The organism is Nostoc sp. (assembly GCF_036917095.1).
Lineage (GTDB): Bacteria > Cyanobacteriota > Cyanobacteriia > Cyanobacteriales > Nostocaceae > Nostoc.
In genome coordinates this window covers 43,302-64,178 of the sequence record NZ_JBALFH010000053.1, presented here as the reverse complement: position 1 = coordinate 64,178, position 20,877 = coordinate 43,302, and the positions used below count along the sequence as shown (strand labels likewise).

Sequence of the window (20,877 nt, the reverse complement as noted above, 5' to 3'; positions counted from 1 at the left end):
ATATTTTTAATAGAACATTTTCATAAAAGCCGCACCTGCTCAAATGTGAGTGACTGACCCGATGGTACTTTTACAATCATGAGCAGCTTTTGATTGAGCGCGGTAGATTAGTAGTACCTAAGGACTTGCAACAATCATTTACAAGTCTTACAAAGAAAAGTAACATCCTTTAAGAATAACCAGTCGGCATCGAATTGGTTAATGTCTATGTGTATGCTTGTAGAAAAATAGCTGATTTCCAGCAATAAGTACGTGTTTTTGCGGCAGCAGTCAAGCTGCTAGCTTCTTGGACAGTTACTTGCGGTAGAACCTGCTTCAAGTAAAGCCTTTGCTATTTGATGAATCTGCTGGTATGGATACGAATAATAAAAGTTCCTCTAGCTTAAAACAGGAGAATCGGGGCTTGGTAATCAATCGCCTAAAACAGGACTTAAAAAACGACCTGATTGCTGGTTTGCTAGTAGTAATTCCCCTAGCAACCACTATCTGGCTGACAATTACCATTGCTACTTGGGTAATCAACTTCCTCACCCAAATTCCCAAACAACTGAATCCCTTTGATGGGCTAAACCCAATTGTAGTGAATCTACTGAACTTATTAGTAGGATTGGCTGTACCACTACTAAGTATTTTACTTATGGGATTAATGGCTCGCAATATTGCTGGGCGGTGGTTGTTAGATTTTGGTGAGCGATTATTACAGGCAATTCCTTTAGCGGGACAGGTATACAAAACTCTCAAACAGCTTTTAGAAACAATACTAAAAGATTCTAATGGCAAGTTTCGCCGTGTAATTTTGGTAGAGTATCCCCGTCGAGGAATTTGGGCGATCGCCTTTGTCACTGGTGCAATCAGCAGTGATATCCAAGCCCAGATGCCTCGTCCCGTGCTAAGTGTTTTTATCCCCACTACCCCGAATCCAACTACCGGCTGGTACGCAGTAGTTCCTGAAGATGAGGTGGTGAACCTTTCCATATCGATTGAAGACGCCTTTAAAATAGTTGTATCAGGTGGCATTGTCGCCCCAAATACGCCCTTGGTTTTCCCCAAATCCACACTGGAAGTGAAATACAACGAAATCAAGTAGCAGGTTATTCCCGTTGAAGAAACTTAAAATCAATCTGGCAAAGTCACAAGCAAATGCGTAATGTTGTTGTTTGACTGTGCCAAAATTGATAGACTTATAAGTTTGTCCCGCCTAGTTAATCAGTTCTCGCACAATCACCCCTCAGTTTTATGCAACCTCGTAAACCCCAGCAAATTGCTCGTGAATTGGCGCTTTTAAGCCTTAGCCAATTGCCTGTCAACCCCAAAAAATTAGATAAATTGGAAGACGATCAACTAGTATCCAAGTTGGTGCTAGGAGCAGTACGCACCCTGACCTCAGAAGTGCAAGATACTCTCGATAATGCCGCAGGAGAACTGCAACGCAGTAACGATCGCCTCTTAAGTAGCCAAACTCGGGCCTCCGACCTCAATTCTGCCAGAACAATGCTTCAAGAAGCGATCGCCTGCACCCAGACAGCAATCAATCAGTTGGGTACAGCAGTTGATTTCCCAGTATTGATTCAGCTAGCTAATCAGGATAAGGGAGTTCGTAATTACGCTAAGGAGCTTGTGATTACAGTCAACGAAAATCGACACATTATAGATGAACTTATTTCTACTGCCTTAGTAGATTGGCAAGTAACTCGCCTTGCCCAAATTGACCGCGATATCTTGCAAATCGCTGTGGCTGAAATGAAGTTCTTAGGAGTTCCAGACAGTATCGCCATTAACGAAGCTGTGGAGCTAGCCAAACGCTACAGTGGAGACGACGGTCATCGGTTTATTAATGGTGTTTTGCGCCGAGTCACTGAGCAGAAAAAAACAGCATAGTACCGCTGCGTAATTAGTAATTCCTATACTGGTGTGGAAAAAAGTCTGTAGCCGCAAAGCTTCCTCCGAGCGGAACTTCTCCCTTCTCTACGAGACGCTCCGCGATGGTGCTAGCCTCTCACTTTGGGAGAAGGGGAGACGCTGCGCGAACGGAGGGAACCTTCTGTTGTAACGATTCTCCTTAAACTGGCGTTGAAAGGTGAGGATAACCGGGAAGTTTTCACCCCAAGAAAAAGTGCAAAGTTAAATTAAACTCATAACTTATAACTTATAAACTCATATAATCAATACTGCTGCAATGGTTTTTAATTGGTTCCGTCGTCAATATAACGATTCCTCTAACACTCCCTCTGATAAGGAACAGGAAAAAACTCCTCCTGCACAAGAACCCCAACCAGAGCCAGCCGAAACGTCAACACCAACTGCCCAAACTGCACCAGACACAACGGCAGATTTGTTAGCGTTTGCTAAAGCTGCTTACAAAAATATTCAGCAAAAACAACAAACCGATGTAGTAGAAACCCCACCTGATTCAGCAGATCCTTCACCACAACCCGAAACCGCAGAAACGGCAATTGCGGAAATAACTGAACCAGAAGCAATTGAGGAACCTGTTAGTACAACCCTAGAAACAGCACAACCAGAAGTTATTCAAGCAGCTACTGAAGAAGAAAGTATAGAAGATTCCTCAGTGGCAGCAATTGCTGAAGAGCCAGATGTCAAAAGTCCAGAACTAACGACAAGTGAAGATGAAGCAACAGCCACCGAACCAGTAGCTACGCCAGAGGCAACAGCACCAGCCAGCTTATCCTTCTTAGAACGGGCGGCGGCAGAACGGCAAGCCAAGCTGGAACAACTAATAGCCACCGCCATTGAAGTCCCAGAACCGGAGATAGTACAGCCAGTAGCTGCAACCTCAGACACAGGAGAGGAAATTCCGGGACTAGTATTTGATGATGGGTTTGTCTGGTCAGCAAAAGTCCTAGCAGCTCAAGGTAGAAGTCCAGCAGACGTTTCTATTGAAGAAATAACCTGGCTGAAAAAGCTCCGGCAAGGGTTAGACAAAACTCGCCGTAGTATTCTTAACCAACTAAAGGCGATCGTTGGTCAAGGGCCCCTTAACCAAGCTGCTGTGACGGAAATTGAGGCATTGCTCCTGCAAGCTGATGTGGGCGTAGAGGCGACAGACTTTATTATCAATGCCCTACAGACAAAACTTAGAGAAGAAGTTACTGCACCTGAAGAAGCGATCGCTTACCTGAAAAAAATTCTCCGGGATATGCTGGATGCGCCAAGCAAAACATCCAACAAAATTACCTTTACCCCAGAAAAAGAAACCCTGAATATTTGGTTAATCACTGGGGTGAATGGTGCTGGTAAAACTACAACCATCGGCAAAATTGCCCACCTCGGACAAAAATCTGGTTATAAATGCTTGATTGGGGCAGCAGACACCTTCCGCGCCGCCGCTGTGGAACAGGTGAAGGTTTGGGGTAGTAGAAGTGGTGTGGAAGTAATTGCCAATCCTGGAAAGAATACAGATCCGGCAGCAGTTGTATTTGATGCGATCGCTGCTGCCCAAGCGCGTCAAACAGAATTACTCTTGGTAGATACAGCTGGGCGACTGCAAAACAAGAAAAATTTAATGGACGAACTCAGCAAAATCCGGCGAATTATTGACAAAAAAGCCCCAAATGCCAAAGTAGAATCGCTGTTAGTTCTAGATGCTACTTTAGGTCAAAATGGACTGCGGCAAGCCGAAGTTTTTTCTCAAGCTGCCCAACTGAGTGGCGTTGTCTTAACCAAGCTAGATGGCACCGCTAAAGGCGGCGTTGCCCTTGCCGTTGTGCAACAGCTAGGTTTACCCATTCGCTTTATTGGTGCTGGCGAAGGAATTGAAGACCTGCGCCCCTTTTCTAGCTATGAGTTTGTCGAAGCTCTCTTGAGTGGCTAGTTGAAAAATTTGGAGTTAAAAATTTTTCTTGACAAATTGATAAATTTCGGGATGACCGATCTGGTATTATCACTTGAACTAACTAGAAACAAAATACTGGAAACAGATCGAGTCCTAAAATCATGAATTTGTCACAATAAATGGGTGACTTTTGCTACAATTTCAAGCTAATGCCCTTTTTTCACGCTTTGAATAGGCTTTTAAACGTAGCAGCATGGGCATTTAGTTGCAACACACGAAAGCCCCTAAACCTGCATCTTGTAGCAATTTAAAATGTAGGTGAGACTCTCACCCCCACAAATACAAATATTTTAGGATGGACAGCAGTCTAAGCGGTGAGCTGTGCGTTGGGGAACCAGCGCGGGTGGTTTAGCACTGCGGGAGGGTTTCCCTCCGCAGGTGACTGCTGTCGGCTATGGCGAGTTGTACTCCTACGGAGAAACAACTGCCTTAGCAAGTCGAGAGAGCGGCACGCTGCGCGTAGCTTAACTTAAAGGTACGAGCCTCACCTCAGCTGCTGTTTGCCCAGCAGCTACCTCAACAGAAGGATGGCTTGCAACCATCAAAACTTCACAGAATCGTCCACTGTGAACTCAAAAAGCTAATTGGTGTAAGTAAGCTGGTTCAACACTCCCAGGTGTATCTCAGCTCTTACTTGCGAAAGTATCTACAAATATTTTATGTAATAAATCCAGAGGTTTGAATTTTGATGATTAAACGACAACACTCTTTCTGGCTTTTGACTTAAACTTCTTGGACGATATGTTTTCTAGTTTTACTGCGATCTCTTCTATTCATATCTTACACTTACCAAATGACTTCCACCTAAAATCAATTACAGGCTAATGGTTTAAGTCTGTTACCGCTGACTCGAAAGATTGGGTTATCTCACTTTTTTCCCGTTTCAATGGGTTGAATTTTTGGATTTTCAGCTAGTCAAAATTTGCAAAACGATAAATTCAAAATGAAAAAGCTCAATTTTGGTAATTATCTCGGTAATTATGGTATACAAATTAAGTATTTGAAGACTTATTTACATATTCTCAGGTTTGGGAACGCGTGTAAGTCTGTTTTTTACCAAACCTAAGCTCTATTTGAGCGCTTTTAGAGGTTTTCACTCAAAAGACTTATAGTCTCGTAGTTGCCTCTACCCAAACAGTCAGTCTGAAAGCGCGATCAATTATTTTTTTAATAAAGTATTTTTATGACTTTAGAGATATGCTTTGGGAATTAAGTTATGAAAAAATGAAAAGCTTTCTGAATTATCACTGAAACTAGTAATTTTTACGGGTTGGGTTTGGACTAAAAATACATGATTTAAAATTCCTAATATTCCATCAAAAATACAATAAACAAATAAAATACTTATAAAATTTGTCTGTTACGTCTTTATACTCTTGCTAAAATGACAAGTCTTGCCTAAATATGGTTTAGCAATGCCAAAGCCAAAAGATTTATAAGTAATCTAAAATCTACCAATATAAAGTGCAATAGTACCTGTGCCTGTGTCTCAACTGCCCTCTCAACCCACTGACAGCAATAGTAGTGCCGCGACGGATGTCACACCAGTCGTGGCACTCAAAGAACTCGTGGCAAGGTTGCACCGGGAACAGAACAAAATTCAAGATTTGCTAAGTTCTTTGGGATTTGCTCTGAGAAGTTTCAATAATTTGAATCAGTTTTTGGAACTGATCCCGCTAATGGCAACAAGAGTCACAGATGCAGACGGTAGCGCCCTGTTTCTCTACAAACCTAATGGTCAAGTCAGGTTAGAACAATTACATTGGCAAGATAGCGGCCAGCGAAAGAATATTCGCAAAGCACTAGAAATAGCCAGCAGTCAAATCACGCTTATGCCCAATAGTGCCCCTCTAGCGAATGCCACGGGGATTTTGGATGACCAGATGCATCGCTATTTGGGGCCAGATGTGCAAATCTTTGGTACAGCAATTCTGGTGAAGCATACAGAACGGGGATGGCTCTATGTCTTGAGCCGCGATCCAGAATATAGTTGGACAGAAACCAGGCAAAAGTTAGTTAGGTTAGTGGCAGACCAAACAGCAGTAGCGATCGAAAACGATGAACTAGCTGTAGAACTAAGAAAAAAAGAACGCCTAGACCAAGAACTAGAAATTGGCGCAGAAATTCAACGGCGACTTTTGCCACGTCAATGCCCCACAATCCCTGGTGCAGTCCTGGCGGCACGTTGTAAACCTGCCAATCGCGTTGGCGGAGACTATTACGACTTTATTGCTACCAATCACAATAAGATTCAGCCCAAGCTCAAAGGTGGCAGCGAAACTAGTCGCTGGGGTTTGGTTATTGGAGATGTCATGGGCAAAGGTGTCCCCGCTGGGCTGATTATGACGATGATGCGGGGAATGTTACGGGGAGAAGTGCTACATGGTAATTCTCCAGCCGGAATTCTACAAAACTTAAATAGAGTTATGTATGCGGATTTGGAAAATTCCCACCGCTTTGTAACGCTATTTTATTCAGAATATAATCCCTACAGTCGAATTTTGTCTTATAGCAATGCGGCACACAATCCTCCCTTGTGGTGGCACGCAGCTACAAAAACTGTCAGCCGTTTAGATACCTTGGGAATGCTAATCGGTTTGGATGCTAACAGCCAATATGAAGATGCCCAGGCACAGTTAGAGCCTGGGGATACAATTATTTACTATACAGATGGCTTGACCGATGCTGCTGCCGCTGGTGGCGATCGCTTCGATGAAGATAACTTTGTGGCTGGCTTCAATACGGCTTGCAAGTACTGCAATGGGCCAGAAGAGATTGTGGATTACCTATTTGACCAAGTTCAGCAATTCATCGGCCCTGATAAGCAAAACACTGATGATATGACACTAGTTGTTCTGCAAATTTTATAGTCATCAGTATTTTGCTTAAGCTTATGGTGACTAGGGATTCACCATAGTGATTCTACTAAATTTAATTTTTTATTTATTTTTTCTTTGAATTTCCGTAGCGATCGCTCAAATGGTCGCACATCAACCTTTTTTCGCGACTTGTTTGTATTTAGCCTTTAGGATGTTACATAAAAAATGATCGTTAGAATACTTTTCTGTTCCAGTAAAAACTATATATTTTGCACATCTAGCACAGTAGGAAACGCCAAGGGGAAGACCAGGTAAAAGGTAAAATCTACAAGGTAAAAAGTAAAAGGTAAATTTACTTCTTCATTTTTGCTTTCTTACTTTCTTTCCTTGTGACGCAAGCATTTAGCCTGCTCCCTCTTGTCGTTTTAATTTTTCCTTTCTCCGCCGTAGCAAGTTCACAACAGCTACGACGGAGTTTTGCTTTTTTTATTTCTTACGCCTAGAATTGGTTTTTTAAATCTCCTCACTTTTTAAGTAAATCACCTTCATTTATTGATTTATCAACATATTTCTGAAAATTTTTTAGTTAAAGAATTCAGATGGCTATTCTTGCGCCCCAGCTTTTTGCAGACTCCGCACCACATTCTTATAACCATTAAATTCTGCAATCATCAAAGCAGTATAACCACCCCGGTTTTTCAAATTCACATCTGCCCCAGCTTGGAGTAATAACTGCACAATTTCGCCGTAACCTGCTGAGGCAGCCCACATCAATGCTGTTGCCCTTGCTGAGTCTTGAAAGTTCACATCTGCCCCCTTTGCCAGCAGCAAATGTATTATCTCTGTGTGCTTGCGTTCAGTTGCCTCGATCAAAGCAGTTTTGCCATCATCCCTCGGAGTGTTGGCATCAGCACCATACTCTAGCAAGACTTTCACTGTTTGGGTGTGTCCTTGTGATACAGCCAAAGTCAAAGGTACTTCACCAAGATTTTTCCCATTGATATCTCCCCCAGAATTCAGCAGTGCTTCGACAATTTGGCTATGTCCCTGCAATGCGGCTACAAGCAGTGGTGTATCACCCAGGTGGTTCCTAATTTGAACATCTGCACCCCTGGTAAGTAACACTTGCACGACATCAATGTAGCCTTCCACAACGGCAAGGTGTAGGGCTGTTTCACCATCTCGATCTTGGAGATTAATCTCGGCACCTCGATCTAGTAAAGCTGCTGCGATCGCACTGTGTCCAGCTGCTGCTGCTGCCGATAGGGCAGTTCCACCATCAGCGTTTTTCACATTCACATCAGCCCCTGCTGCTAATAGTGCTTCCACAATCTCTAGATGTCCCAAATCTGCCGCTAATGTTAAGAGTGTTTCACCCTCCTCATCTTGGATATTGACATCTGCACCAGTTTGGAGAATTGCTTCTAAAACTTCTATTTTTCCCTGCTTAACGGCGAGTTTCAAGGCAGTATCATCATCTTTATCTGCGATATTCACCTTCGCGCCAGCAGCCAATAAGACTCGCACTACATCTACATGCCCTTTGAGTACTGCTGCCATTAAAGCTGTGCTGCCATCTTCATTAGTCGCATTGACATCAGCACCTTTGGATAGTAAAAGCTGCACAATGTCAAGCTGCTTGGCACTAGCTGCCAACATCAAAGCCGTCAAACCATAGAGTTTTCTGGGCAAGTTGATATTTGCCCCAGCATCCAGTAGCGATCGCACAATTTCGGTGTAGCCTAAATTGGCAGCAAACATTAACGCCGTAGTGCCAAGGCGATCGCCCGCGTCCACCCTCGCACCAGCAGCCAGTACCGCACACAGTCCCTTGATATCGCCACTTTTAGCAGCTTTTAGCAGCAAAGTATCGTTGTTTTCAGTCATGGATGAGATCCCACACAGGGGGTTTTGTTCGTATACCCTCAAAATTTAGTCTGAGATTGTTTATCCACTTTGGCAAGAGGGTTATGCAATTCAAAATTCACTCATTCAAATTTCAACCTTAATAAATGCAGTTTTGGCAAGCATTCTGGCTATTGAATTGATGCAAATTAAAGTAAGGGAGGCTTTACTTGTTTCTTCTGTGCTCTCCCTCAGTCTCTTTTAATTTGTGCAATATTAAGCACAGAAAATAGAGTTATGCTAATTTTTATGAAGATTTAATAATTGGGCGAGAACACCATGAGTCTGGAACTTTCTGCGTCGGTAAAATATTGGCTAAACTTCTTTCATCCGGTGCTCATGTGGGCGCTATTAGCATTCTCAATTTATGCTGCCTACTTGGGGCTGCAAGTACAGCGTACCAGAAATGCTCAGGGAGAAGAAAAGAAAGAACTGATTAAAGGTAAATATAACGTTAGACACTACCAAATCGGGTCTATACTCCTAGCTTTGATGGTAACAGGTGCGATCGGAGGTATGGCTGTCACTTACATCAATAATGGCAAATTATTTGTCGGGCCTCACCTGCTCGCAGGACTGGGTATGACCGGTTTGATTGCATTTTCTGCTGCTTTGTCTCCTTATATGCAAAAAGGAGCAAATTGGGCGCGTGCAACTCATATTTTGCTAAATTTCACGCTTTTGGGGCTTTTTGCTTGGCAGGCTGTTACTGGCGTGCAAATTGTCCAAAGAATTCTCACTAAAGCATAGTAAGTAGTCCTTTGTCATTTCTCATAAACAAATGACAAAGGACTATTAACTCAGCGCTTTTGCTTAGAATTCCCAGAAAAGGGTATTTCTAAAGATTTATGAAAATCTTCCTGAACTTTGCGAGTTAAGCGGCGGGAGACTTGGCGGACGATTTGGTTAAGTAAGCGATCGCCTGTAGATTGAATTATAGACTTGGGTAAGCGCTGAATAAACCTGGGAAAGTGCAAATAAACCATTAAATCCAATTCCCATTCAACTCTTGTAACCTCGCCAGTGCTACTGGAAGCATCGGTTTCTATTAACTGTAGAGATGCCCGATAATCTACGTCATAACCGGGCGGTTGGTAGTCAGGAATGGGAATTGTACGGATGCGGTAAATACTTTCCTCTGGAGGTAATAATTCCAAACCAATCTTCGGTTCTACTTCATAACCAAAAGCACCAAAACGACCAATTACTAAAGCATAGCCATTTTCCCCAAGTGGTTGCACCTTCATGGGTTCAGCGCAACGACAAAACCATGAGGCATGAGCATTAAGATACTCGGCAACCTTTTCTACTGGGGCAGACATTTCCATAAAATCTTCATAACGACCGGAAAATTTTGTGAGCGTCGCTATATTTGCTTCTGTTAATGTATCCTCGGCTTCTTCTTGGCTAGACGCTACAGGTAAAACTGCTTCTGTTATTTCCCAGGATTTATATTCACCGTTTGTTGAGAGCATAAATACATTAATGTATACTTTGGCGTTCGTCTATATTAATGATTCCCCACATTCCTGGGTCATTTCACACCAATATCCCATTTTGACCGAAACCTCATTAATCTGCCATCACCTCCATAGAATTACTAAAATAAAGAACTGAACAAGCACACAATAGTTTCCCAGGATAGCATTTCTCATGAAAGCATTTGTAGCAGGGGCAACGGGTGAAACAGGTCGCCGGATTGTGCAAGAATTGATAGCGCGGAATATTCCCGTCCGAGCCTTGGTACGGGATATAGAGAAAGCTAGGGGTATTCTCTCTCCGGAAGCCGAATTGGTAGTAGGGGACGTGTTAGAACTAGAAAGTTTAACTGCTGCGTTGGGAGATAGCACAGTTTTGTTGGTTGCTACTGGGGCAAAACCTAGCTTTGACCCCACTGGCCCCTATAAAGTGGATTTTGAAGGGACTAAAAATTTAGTCAATGCTGCTAAGACAAGGGGAATTGAGCATTTTGTCTTCGTTTCTTCTTTGTGTACTTCCCAGCTTTTCCATCCGCTAAACTTGTTTTGGCTAATTTTGGTGTGGAAAAAGCAAGCTGAAGAGTACATCCAGAAAAGTGGTCTTACCTATACGATTGTGCGACCTGGTGGGTTGAAGAATGAAGATAACTCCGACGCGATCGTCATGCAGAGTGCTGATACACTGTTCGACGGTAGTATTCCCAGGCAGAAAGTCGCCCAAGTTGCTGTTGAGGCGCTGTTTGAAGCAGATGCACGCAATAAAATTGTCGAGATTGTTGCTAAACCGGAAGCAGCCTCCAAAACTTTTGGGGAATTATTTGCTAACGTCGCGTAATTAACCAGTGATGAGTTAGGAGCAACACGCGGTAGGGGCGTATATCTGTATCTGTGCGCCCTTACAAACAGTCGGTCTAAGTGAACTTTGCCAGAATGAGCGCGTCAATCATTGTTGTGAGCAAAGAGAGCAAATTTGAAGGAGTCGGACTCTGAAAGGCTTTGAATTCAAAGGTGTTGAAAAACTTATTGGGCCAATAGCCGCGCTTCTCGGCTTTGTGTATTTGTTGCAATGGTATATTGGAGACTTGCGATCGCCTCCCGATCCGATCTTTGCAGTTAAACAGCCGCCTTTAGTGATGAAACAGGGCGACCCTTATATCCGCGCTTTAATGCGAACCATCTCGGCGAGTGAGGCAAGTGGTAACCGTCCCTATTCGCTGTTATACGGTGGGCAGCAAGTTAACGACCTGAGCCGACATCCTGAGATATGCGTCACAATTGTCACAGGCCCCAACACTGGAAATTGTTCTACTGCTGCTGGCAGGTATCAAATTATCAACATTACTTGGTATCGTTTAGCCCCCCGTTATCATCCAAAGCCGATGCGGATGATGTTTTGGACTGCTTATAGTTTTGAAGCAGAATATCAAGATGTAGTAGTTTACCGTTGGTTGAATGATTCTAAAGTTTGGGGAACTGATATTTCTCAACAGTTGCATCAGGGAAAGTTAAATGATGTTTTGCGGCGACTTTCTCCCACTTGGACAAGTCTGGGATATGGCATAGAAACTAATTCTGTTAGTAACTCTTTGCCTAAGGTTTATCAGAAAATGTTACAAGAGGAATTAAGTGCAGCAAAGCAACCAACAGCCCCGAAGTTGATAGCATCCCCAACTCCTTCTAGCAAGGCAGTAAAGAAGCAGTGAGGCTATTTTAATTTTTAACTTGCTGCATACAAAAAACATTTGATATTTTCCACAAATGCCAAGGTATTTTCAAAGTGAATATTATGTCCAGCATTACTAATTATTTTTAGTTGGGCACATTCACAGACTTCAGCCATTTCTGTATTAATAGATATAAATTTTTGATCGTATTCACCTGCTAGTAAGAGCAGAGGAATTTTATTCTCTTGTAGCTTTTCCCACAAAGAAGGTTGGCATCCAGTTCCCATGAAGCGCAGTGATTTATCTAATTCATGTGGATTATTCTGCAACCGACTTTCTATCATGCGATCGTATTCTGGATGATTTTTTATAGAACCAAAAATTGGTTGATTGTACCAATTCGATAAAAAAGTAGCAAAATCGGTTTGAATAATACTTCTGCTTAATTTTCTAGCTATTTGAGCATCACGCCTAACTCGTTCTAATCGTTCTGCTTCTGTTGCTAAACCTGGGGAGGATGATTCTAATACGACTTTAATAAAACGTTCTGGGAAATTTAGAGTTAGGTATAAACCTAATCTTCCACCCATCGAATAACCCATTAAGTGGCATTTATCTATTTTTAATTCATCTAATAAATTGATTATTGCTTTAGCAGTGGGTTCCATTCCATAGTATTCATCACCTTCTACAACTTCGGTTTTACCATGTCCTGGTAAGTCAAGGATAAGATAAGAAAAATCTTCTGCTAGAAATTTTATAGCTTCATCAAATTCGTTAATATTTCCCATGAAGCCATGTAAAAAAATAATTATAAATTTATTAATATTTATATTGAAATAATAGTTAAATTTATATTTTTCTAAAGTCATTTTATAAGATATGTGTAAAGTACAAGCTAGTTTAACTTTTCGTTTACGCAAGATAACTACGTAGGGTTTGCTGCTGTATGTATAGCTTTTTCTAGCCTTGGCAAGATAAGTAATGCCAAAACGTCCCCGCCCCAATACACTTTGGAGGGCATATTTACCATAGTGCAATTACTTTGGAACTGCCTAGAGCATCAGCTATGACTGTGAGACACTTATGTTAATTTTGGCATAAAGAAGACTTTGCCTCGGTCAATATACCAAATCTCGCATCTCTACAAAATGTCTTGTCATGCAAGTGAATTTTTTATTTTTAAGGTAAAAAACGATCTAAAGCAGCCTTTAACTGTTTAATTTCAACGTCAATATTACCCTCTTGTGCAGCTCGAGCAATACATTCAGTTAAATGTTCATCCAAAACAATTCGCGCTACCTTATCCAATGCGCCCCGCACTGCGGCAATTTGCAGTAAAACATCAGGACAAGGGCTATTTTGCTGCACCATTGTTTTAATACCACGAACATGTCCTTCTATCCGCGATAATCGATTGGCAATTCGCCGTAATGACTCTTCGCTATGGACGTGAGGATGAGCCGACTCTCCATTTCCATGAGTACGATCTGTATGCTCGTGGTCTGGATCGTGATGGTGGGAATGTTCTGCTTGCTGGGGTATTGGCAAGGATTCTTTGCCTAATCGGTTTGATCCATTCATGGGTTATCAAAAGATTTGTAGTACTAAGATCCTAGCCTAGAGGGTAATGGTTAATCGCTAATGAGTTTACACCCATATGTGTAAACTTGAGCAATGGCGAATGGAACCCGTGAAATTTACGGCCACACAAACGTAGACAAAGCGTTCCCGCAGTGTAGCGCACCAGAAAAAAATAAATTATCCAAATTTTTGGAATCAAAACGACTTTTCCTCCCGCTGTCCCCTGCCTTAAAAGCGATAAAATATTTTTTTGGAAGTCCCTTAACCCGCACAGGCGGGTTAAGCTTCGTGTAGTTGCGGTTTCTAAGCGCCTATTTAACTACTGACGATTGGCTCTTTCTTGGGGAATAATTTCTGTTACTACCCTACCGCTAGAGCTGCCACCTTTAACAACAATATTTTCTGTTTCCAGATTACCAACGGCTGTTTCACCCGTAAAATTTAATTGTGGATCGGCTTGTCGATAAATTATATTCCCCTGAGCTTCAACTAACTTATTGTCTAAATACCAAGTTAATGTATTGGATCTCAAAGACTGGCGACGCTGACCAATAGCGTTGACATTACCTGTTAAATAAACCGTTTTTTGCGGTATTTTCATTTCACCTTGATTGGCGGTGACAGTAAGGTTTTCGACACGCTGAAACATCCGCACGGGGGAATTTGTAGTAACAGTTTCTGTGTTCATGTTCCAAGTCATAGAGTTACTAGCTATTTGCACTGGTGGGTCTAGTAAGTCTAATTGAGCATTTTTTTGAATAGTGGCAATTTTCGTTTTTAAGTTGACTTCGGCAGAATTTCCCTTGCCGCGATCGCTAATTTTATTATCTTTATAGCGGTCAATTTGTAAAGGGCGATCGCCAATCAGTTTTTCTTCTTTAATATTCCAGATTAAATGCTCGGTTCTCACTTGCATCTGGGGATCGGTAGAATTTGCTACTACCCGTCCAGAAAATTCCATGCGCTGTTCGCGGGTTTTAACTCGCGCTTCCTGCGCCACCGCTTGTAGTTGTTTATGAGTACCATTAATCTGGTTACGGACAATCAACAAATCTTCTTTGGGACGCCATTCTAATTCATTACCTTGCAATACAATCCCATTAGTAGGGTCTGTGGCAAATATCTTACCCTTAAGAAATAACTGCTTTCCATCTTGTTCAATATCTGCTACATCTGCCTTAATTTGGTAAACTACCTTACCATCTTGATATAGTTCACCATAAGGGCTTTCAGCCTGACCAATTTGTTTTTCTTTGGTATATTTTGCGGTTTTAGCCCTAACTTTCCAAATCGGTCTTCCCACTTCATCTGCTTGTTCTAGGGTGACATCAAAGAAAGTCAAATTGCTATCTTTGTTAGATGAATCCGCAGTATTTTGTTGGGAAGCTGGGGGGGATTTGTCGCCGCAGGAAACTAAACCAAATACCAAGAAAAAGGTCAAAGGTAAAATAAGAAAGGAGGGAGTGGAGGAGAAATTTTGAATTTTTCTCTTTCCCCATCTCCCTCTTTTATAAAATTGATGCGCCATTATTCTTGGATTTCTAGGTGTCCATCACTAGTTCTAGGGTCTTCCAAAAAACCAATGCCAGTTAACGGTCGGTATGGATAGCTTTGGCGAGGGGTTTTTTGAATATCTTCTTTGATGGCTTCTAAATCAATGTAGCGATCGCTGACATTAATTAAGCTGTCGCTGGTCATCGAACGCAAGCTCACTACTTCTACCCGCACGCCGCGATAGCTGACTGAATTTACCGCATATGCCAAATCCCCATCACCGCTAACTAAAACTGCGGTATCATAAGAATCTACTAGTGCCATCATATCTACTGCTATTTCTACATCCAGGTTAGCTTTTTTAGAGCCATCTGGTAGCTGGACTAAATCTTTAGCAATGACTCGATAACCATTGCGACGCATCCACAGCAGAAACCCCTGTTGCTTCTCGTTTGTCCGATCTACCCCAGTGTAGAAAAAAGACCGCAGTAGTCTAGAACCTCCAGTTAATCGACACAATAACTTGGTGTAGTCGATTTCAATCCCTAGTTGCAATGCAGCGTAAAATAGATTTGAGCCATCAATAAATATGGCGACCCTGCCCCGATTCTCCAAAACTTGTTCTGGCGTAAATATTGAATCGGTTTCCAAATTATTCAACATTGTTGTGATACCTCAATTTTTATCCTTGTTATTTTTGATACGAATTACCAACTTTTAGATGCTAGTCACAGCGGCTTATGATAATGTTCCGGGACTAATATTAAGTTCAGCCCCGATAAATTTTTTGAGAAAATAAGAAATTGAACAAAATCAGAGTTTGATAAGGACTAATCGTTTTTCGGGGGTTCTATTCGCTGAAAAACAGGTTGGTATGTACCCAACTGTTGTTTACTAGATAGTAGCCCCCATGTCGCATGGGTGGCAAAAGGAGCAGCAATAGAACTTTGTATGCGATCGTTAAAGTTTATTCCAAAGCCCAGCTGCTGATAAATATCGCTGCTGATGTTCGGAATAATTGGGGATAGCAGATAAGCTGCTAGTCTAACTGATTCTAGAACTGCGTACAGAACTTTTTCCACCGCCTCCTGCTGTCCCTGTTTATACAATGCCCAAGGAGCTTGTTCCTCAATAAACTTATTACTGGCTTGCGCCAGTGAAAGTATGTCCACGCAAGCTTGACTGAAAGCTAGCTCCTCATAGGCTTGTTTTACCTGTTCCCCTAGACGTAAACCAATTGCTTTCAAAGGATTTTCGTCAGGAATTGCTTCATTGCCGATTGATGGGACATTATTATCAGCGCAGTATTTCTTCACCATGCCCAAGGTGCGATTGAGCAAATTACCTAAATCATTTGCCAAATCTGCATTCAGAACATTAATGAACCTAACTTCATTAAAATCTCCATCTTTGCCAAATTCGATTTCCTTAAGGAAGTAATAACGAACGGCATCACTACCATAGCGCTGAACTAACGCCACAGGATCGAGGGTGTTACCCAGACTTTTACCCATCTTCAGACCATCTTTGGTCAAAAAGCCATGTCCAAATACTCTTTCTGGCAATGGTAAGCCAGCCGACAACAGCATTGCTGGCCAGTAAACTGCATGGAAGCGCAAAATATCCTTACCAATTAGGTGCAAGTTAATCGGCCACCATTTTTCTAAAGCATTTTCTAAAGTCGGTTCTGCATCTGGTTCAAGTAATGCCGTTACATAACCTAGCAGGGCGTCAAACCACACATAAAGAGTGTGCTTGGCATCGACTGGTACGGGAAAACCCCAATCTAGATTCACTCGTGAAATGGAAAAGTCTTGCAGCCCTTGATTGACAAAGCTGAGGACTTCGTTGCGCCGACTTTCTGGTTGAATAAAATCCGGTTTAGATTGATAAAATTCTGTCAGCTTAGTTTGATATTTGGATAAGCGGAAAAAATAGTTTTGTTCGTCTCGCCACTCCACTTCTTTGTTAGTATGAATCGGGCAACGGTGTCCTTCTAGCAGATCCCGTTCTTCTTTAAATTCTTCGCAGGATACGCAGTACCAGCCTTGTTGTTGTCCCTGGTAGATATCACCAGATTCCCAGACTCGCTCAAAGAATTCTTTAACGATCGCTTCATGACGAGGCGCAGTAGTCCGACTAAAGCGATCGTATTGAATGTCTAGTAACTGCCATAAACTCACGAAGCTAGGGACAATTTCATCGCAAAACTCTTGTGGTGCTTTGCCTAAACTTTCTGCCGATCGCTGAATTTTTTGCCCATGTTCATCTGTACCTGTAATCAGTAATACCTGATGCCCCAGCAGCCTGTGAAATCGTGCTACTACATCTGCTGCGATCGTCGTATAAGCACTGCCTATATGGGGGACATCGTTTACATAATATAACGGTGTTGTAAGTGCAAATGTCTTTTGTGTTTTATTCACTAGATTCATGCAAAATAAAAATTAAGTTAATTAAAACGTTTTACATCTTTTTATCGGCAAAACCACGCAATTATACAATATTATTCCGATTTTTTCCAAGAACATCTTCATACTAGCAAATTTCTCAGGTCAAGAATTGTTTTATAATATGCATCAATTCAGCTTGTTTTTGCCTAAAAGATGAAAATTAACTAATCATAATTTTTTTGAATAGTTCCTATTAGATATTCTTGTGATGGAGAATACAAAATTGAAAAAGCAGAAAATCTAGCTGCTTTTGTGGATTAGATATTTCTATCTTAAGACGGTCATGGCAGTAGTAAAGAAATGTAAAAATTAATTTAAGATAAACTGCCATATTCACCGGAAAAATATATTGATTAGGTATGAGTCTAAATAGCCCCCTGGAGATTTCTCGCGCTTTGGTGGCGGCATTCTCAACGCAAATGTTTCGCTATTACGAAGATCGCATTCCCCAGGATGCCAGCGTGTTGGTAGTCAGCAATCACCGCAGCTTTATGGATGCACTGATTTTAATGGCGGCGTTATCGAATCCGATTCGCTTTGCTTGCCATCACTACATGGGACAAGTGCCAGTCATGCGGGAGATTGTCACCGGACAGTTGGGGTGTTTTCCTTTGGAAGAAACTCAAAACCGCCAGCAAAGCTTTTTTTCGCAGTCGCAGGTGCTATTGCAGTCCAAGCAGATGGTGGGAGTATTTCCAGAAGGAACTGAACCAATGGTGAAATTTACCAAGCCAAATCATCTGGGTGAATTTCAGCGAGGATTTGCTCATTTAGCATTGCGTGCGGATGTGCAGGATCTAGCTATTTTGCCGATCGCGATCGCCTCCTTAGAAGAGGTAAACACGAATGGCTTCCCTTTAAGGCTTTTGAGTCTATTTGACCCTTCAGAACCTTTGTTTAACCAAGGTGGTTGGCATCCCCTGGTAATTTATCGTCGGGTTGCTGTGTTAATCGGCCGCCCTTATTGGATTACGCCCCAACATCAAAAAAAATATCACGGCAAGCAAGCCAGAACTGTTGTGGCTGAACTGACAGAACACTGTCATGCTGAAATCAGCAATTTACTGCGTCAAGGTTGCTATTAAAATCAAAAACACCCAAGCTTTTATAAGCAACAATCAGCAGTCCAAAAGTTTTATACCATTGACCAATGACCAATGACTATAAGAGAAGTTGAGCTAAACCCTTGTTTTCTGACCCCTAAACGAGTACAGCCAGAGTATCCGCTGTTAGTATACTTGCCAGGAATGGATGGAACTGGTCAACTATTGCGATCGCAAACCGCTGGATTAGAAACTGGCTTTGATGTCCGTTGTTTGGCGATTCCACGGAAAGACCTTAACTCTTGGGATGTGCTAGCTAAAAGTGTATTGGACTTGATCCACGCCGAATTAGAAAAAAGTTCCCAGAGGGCAGTTTATTTGTGTGGTGAGTCGTTTGGTGGTTGCTTGGCAATGAAAACAGCAATCCAAGCACCGCAGTTATTTAAGCGAATTATCCTAATTAACCCAGCTTCCTCCTTTCATCTTCGCCCTTGGTTGAATTGGGCATCCCAACTTACTTACTTAGTGCCATCAGAGTTGTATGATGTTGGCGCACTGGGGTTGTTGCCGTTTCTAGCATCTTTGCCACGCATTTCTCAAAGCGATCGCCATGAACTGTTGAAAACTATGCGTTCTGTACCACCAGAAACCGTTCTTTGGCGATTGTCTTTACTGCGGGAGTTTGAAGTTGATCGGGAGCAATTAAGCCACTTAAGTCAACCAGTATTGCTAATTGCCGGTGGTAGCGATCGCCTTTTACCTTCTGTAACTGAAGTGAAGCGGATAGGGAATATCTTACCAAATACCAAAATTGTGGTGTTGCCCGATTGCGGACACGCTTGCTTACTAGAGCAAGATATTAATCTCTATGACATTCTCAAGGATAACGACTTTTTAGAAAGTAAAGCTGATATAAGTGTGGGGCAAGAGGTAAATAAAAATTAATTAAATAAACTCCAAACACACCATAATGATTGCACCTTTAACTACTTAGAGTGGTTTTTAGGTGTTCAATAATCCCATCTTATACCCGCGTTTGTCAGATGGTGCTGGTTTGCCTCTGTCTTCCATTGCCTTAACTAGATCGAACGCGGGGATTAGATATAAATCGAGTTTTGGCGTATTTGGGAACACTCACCCCTGAGCAATATGTGCCTATTGTTGATGGATTAACACAATTGTTCAGACAATAAAATAGTTAATCTTAAACTGATATTTACGTTTATAGAGGGATGTAGAGCCGCTCATACTTCGCTACAAATTTAAAGAGAGAGGCTTTACAAGATGGTGTCAAGCAATGGCAGACAAACCCCAAAAAATAGAGGTGAACAAAATAGTTAATTCACCCAGAGAAACTTCAGAAGTAAAAATCCAGGCTCAATCATCAGTAGAAAAGGAACCCTCTATATTAGAGTCTTTTGTTGAAACTGTTGCTCAGACTGGCAAAGCAGTTTTAGATACAGCAGTAGAGGTGGGAGAAGCGACGGCGAAACAAACACACAAGTTAATTGAGCAAACAACTCAAAGCAGCGGTGAGGTTGTGAATCGCCTCAGCGAAAATTGGCTGATTAGAAAACTATCTGGAGTCTTAAATCTCAATTGGCTGATTAACGATAGTAACCTTGTTGATTTAGAACAAGCAGAAGCGGCGGTAAACAAGCTTAAGAAACAGTATCCAAATGAATCACCTAGCCAGCTTGCTCACCGCATCATGGTGGAAAAAGCAACTCAAGCAGCCACAGTTGGACTAGCCACTAGTATTTTGCCAGGAATAGCAGTGGCATTATTGGCAATTGATTTAACAGCCACAACAAAATTGCAGTCAGAAATGCTTTATCAAATTGCATCTGTCTACGGGCTAGATTTAAAAGATCCTGCTCGGAAAGGTGAAATTTTAGCAATTTTTGGGTTGGCTTTGGGTGGAGGGCGTTTATTGAAAGCTGCGGGATTAGGCTTGCTGCGAAATGTGCCCTTAGCGGGTGCAGTTATTGGAGCTAGTTCCAATGCAACGATGATCTATTCATTGGGGTATGCTGCTTGCCGATTTTACGAAACCAAGCTGGATGAATCAACTTCTCTGGCATCGCCACAGACATTGGCAACATTAAAAGCCGAAAGTGAAAAGTATCTAGAAAGTGCGATCGCTCAAGAAGCCGTCATGGATCAAATCTTAGTTCACATGATTTTGGCTAGCCATCCAGATAAGACTTTGGAAGAAATTTTGCCAGAATTACAAGCTGTAAAACTCAGTCCTACCTCGTTGGATGCCATTGCCCAAAATATCAAATCACCTAAGTCTTTAGATATACTGCTCAATCAGCTGAATCGTGATTTTGCTATACCTTTGCTCGTTCAGTGTGAAAAAATTGCCCAGCTTGACAATAAGACTACACCACTTGAGCAAGAAATAATAAAAGCGATCGCCAGCAAATTTGACATTGACACAAATGGAATTGGGGCATTGGGCATTGGCCAGAGCAGGTAAAAGAGTAGAGTTATAAGCCGAGTTCACGAGTATCAAAGACGGAACTAGCTCTTTAAAGGTGATTCAACCTTTTGAATGAAGCTAAACATTTTTAATAAG

18 protein-coding genes are annotated in these 20,877 nt (G+C 42.0%); 11 read left to right on the top strand and 7 right to left on the bottom strand.

All coding sequences use genetic code 11. From position 1 onward, the window contains the following. Nucleotides 1-352 precede the first annotated feature (352 nt). The 5 genes from V7L01_RS31015 (at nucleotide 353) to V7L01_RS30995 (ending at nucleotide 6,723) form a co-directional block, all read left to right on the top strand. Nucleotides 353-1,087, top strand: a complete 735-nt coding sequence (locus V7L01_RS31015; RefSeq protein WP_335041773.1) for a DUF502 domain-containing protein — start codon at nucleotides 353-355, stop codon at nucleotides 1,085-1,087. Between the two features lie 149 nt (nucleotides 1,088-1,236). Beyond that, nucleotides 1,237-1,878, top strand: a complete 642-nt coding sequence (nusB, locus tag V7L01_RS31010; RefSeq protein WP_323198283.1) for a transcription antitermination factor NusB — start codon at nucleotides 1,237-1,239, stop codon at nucleotides 1,876-1,878. Between the two features lie 298 nt (nucleotides 1,879-2,176). Continuing rightward, nucleotides 2,177-3,832: a signal recognition particle-docking protein FtsY gene (ftsY, locus tag V7L01_RS31005; RefSeq protein ID WP_335041769.1), complete on the top strand. Its 1,656-nt coding sequence runs from the start codon at nucleotides 2,177-2,179 to the stop codon at nucleotides 3,830-3,832. Nucleotides 3,833-4,174: 342 nt separating this feature from the next. Then, nucleotides 4,175-4,321 (top strand): hypothetical protein, encoded by a 147-nt coding sequence (locus V7L01_RS31000; RefSeq protein ID WP_335041767.1) that lies wholly within the window; start codon nucleotides 4,175-4,177, stop codon nucleotides 4,319-4,321. Nucleotides 4,322-5,331: 1,010 nt separating this feature from the next. Next, nucleotides 5,332-6,723, top strand: coding sequence for a PP2C family protein-serine/threonine phosphatase (locus tag V7L01_RS30995; RefSeq protein WP_335041766.1), 1,392 nt, complete (start codon nucleotides 5,332-5,334; stop codon nucleotides 6,721-6,723). A gap of 552 nt (nucleotides 6,724-7,275) precedes the next feature. Here V7L01_RS30995 and V7L01_RS30990 read toward each other — a convergent pair. Next, nucleotides 7,276-8,559, bottom strand: a complete 1,284-nt coding sequence (locus V7L01_RS30990) for an ankyrin repeat domain-containing protein (protein ID WP_335041764.1) — start codon at nucleotides 8,557-8,559, stop codon at nucleotides 7,276-7,278. A gap of 297 nt (nucleotides 8,560-8,856) precedes the next feature. Here V7L01_RS30990 and V7L01_RS30985 point away from each other — a divergent pair, with 297 nt between their 5' ends. Beyond that, nucleotides 8,857-9,327, top strand: coding sequence for a DUF4079 domain-containing protein (locus tag V7L01_RS30985; RefSeq protein WP_335041763.1), 471 nt, complete (start codon nucleotides 8,857-8,859; stop codon nucleotides 9,325-9,327). Nucleotides 9,328-9,377: 50 nt separating this feature from the next. Here the strand turns inward: V7L01_RS30985 and V7L01_RS30980 are convergent, their stop codons facing one another. Beyond that, a complete protein-coding gene (locus tag V7L01_RS30980; RefSeq protein WP_335041761.1) occupies nucleotides 9,378-10,052 on the bottom strand; it encodes a DUF1997 domain-containing protein in 675 nt (224 codons plus the stop codon). A 178-nt stretch (nucleotides 10,053-10,230) separates the two neighbouring features. Here V7L01_RS30980 and V7L01_RS30975 point away from each other — a divergent pair, with 178 nt between their 5' ends. After that, nucleotides 10,231-10,890, top strand: a complete 660-nt coding sequence (locus V7L01_RS30975; RefSeq protein WP_335041759.1) for an NAD(P)H-binding protein — start codon at nucleotides 10,231-10,233, stop codon at nucleotides 10,888-10,890. A 217-nt stretch (nucleotides 10,891-11,107) separates the two neighbouring features. Continuing rightward, nucleotides 11,108-11,758 (top strand): glycoside hydrolase family 24 protein, encoded by a 651-nt coding sequence (locus V7L01_RS30970; protein ID WP_335041757.1) that lies wholly within the window; start codon nucleotides 11,108-11,110, stop codon nucleotides 11,756-11,758. 14 nt (nucleotides 11,759-11,772) lie between these two features. Here V7L01_RS30970 and menH read toward each other — a convergent pair whose 3' ends face one another. From menH to metG, 5 genes are all read right to left on the bottom strand, one after another. Then, nucleotides 11,773-12,591, bottom strand: coding sequence for a 2-succinyl-6-hydroxy-2,4-cyclohexadiene-1-carboxylate synthase (menH, locus tag V7L01_RS30965; RefSeq protein ID WP_335041755.1), 819 nt, complete (start codon nucleotides 12,589-12,591; stop codon nucleotides 11,773-11,775). Nucleotides 12,592-12,901: 310 nt separating this feature from the next. Further along, nucleotides 12,902-13,303 carry a metal-sensitive transcriptional regulator gene (locus tag V7L01_RS30960; protein ID WP_335041753.1) on the bottom strand — a complete coding sequence of 134 codons (402 nt, stop codon included), beginning with the start codon at nucleotides 13,301-13,303 and terminating at the stop codon, nucleotides 12,902-12,904. A gap of 319 nt (nucleotides 13,304-13,622) precedes the next feature. Beyond that, nucleotides 13,623-14,831 carry an LPS export ABC transporter periplasmic protein LptC gene (lptC, locus tag V7L01_RS30955; RefSeq protein ID WP_335041751.1) on the bottom strand — a complete coding sequence of 403 codons (1,209 nt, stop codon included), beginning with the start codon at nucleotides 14,829-14,831 and terminating at the stop codon, nucleotides 13,623-13,625. Next, nucleotides 14,831-15,460, bottom strand: a complete 630-nt coding sequence (locus tag V7L01_RS30950; protein ID WP_335041749.1) for a LabA-like NYN domain-containing protein — start codon at nucleotides 15,458-15,460, stop codon at nucleotides 14,831-14,833. The genes lptC and V7L01_RS30950 overlap by 1 nt, the downstream gene beginning before the upstream one ends. Before the next feature lie 167 nt (nucleotides 15,461-15,627). Continuing rightward, nucleotides 15,628-17,232, bottom strand: coding sequence for a methionine--tRNA ligase (gene metG / locus V7L01_RS30945; protein WP_335041747.1), 1,605 nt, complete (start codon nucleotides 17,230-17,232; stop codon nucleotides 15,628-15,630). A 377-nt stretch (nucleotides 17,233-17,609) separates the two neighbouring features. Here metG and V7L01_RS30940 point away from each other — a divergent pair, with 377 nt between their 5' ends. The 3 genes from V7L01_RS30940 (at nucleotide 17,610) to V7L01_RS30930 (ending at nucleotide 20,778) form a co-directional block, all read left to right on the top strand. Beyond that, the gene (locus tag V7L01_RS30940; protein WP_335041745.1) at nucleotides 17,610-18,335 is read left to right on the top strand and encodes a lysophospholipid acyltransferase family protein; all 726 of its coding nucleotides are present in this window, start codon (nucleotides 17,610-17,612) and stop codon (nucleotides 18,333-18,335) included. Between the two features lie 72 nt (nucleotides 18,336-18,407). Continuing rightward, nucleotides 18,408-19,238 carry an alpha/beta fold hydrolase gene (locus tag V7L01_RS30935; RefSeq protein WP_335041744.1) on the top strand — a complete coding sequence of 277 codons (831 nt, stop codon included), beginning with the start codon at nucleotides 18,408-18,410 and terminating at the stop codon, nucleotides 19,236-19,238. Nucleotides 19,239-19,590: 352 nt separating this feature from the next. Continuing rightward, nucleotides 19,591-20,778, top strand: a complete 1,188-nt coding sequence (locus V7L01_RS30930) for an EcsC family protein (protein ID WP_335041741.1) — start codon at nucleotides 19,591-19,593, stop codon at nucleotides 20,776-20,778. Nucleotides 20,779-20,877: the final 99 nt, after the last annotated feature.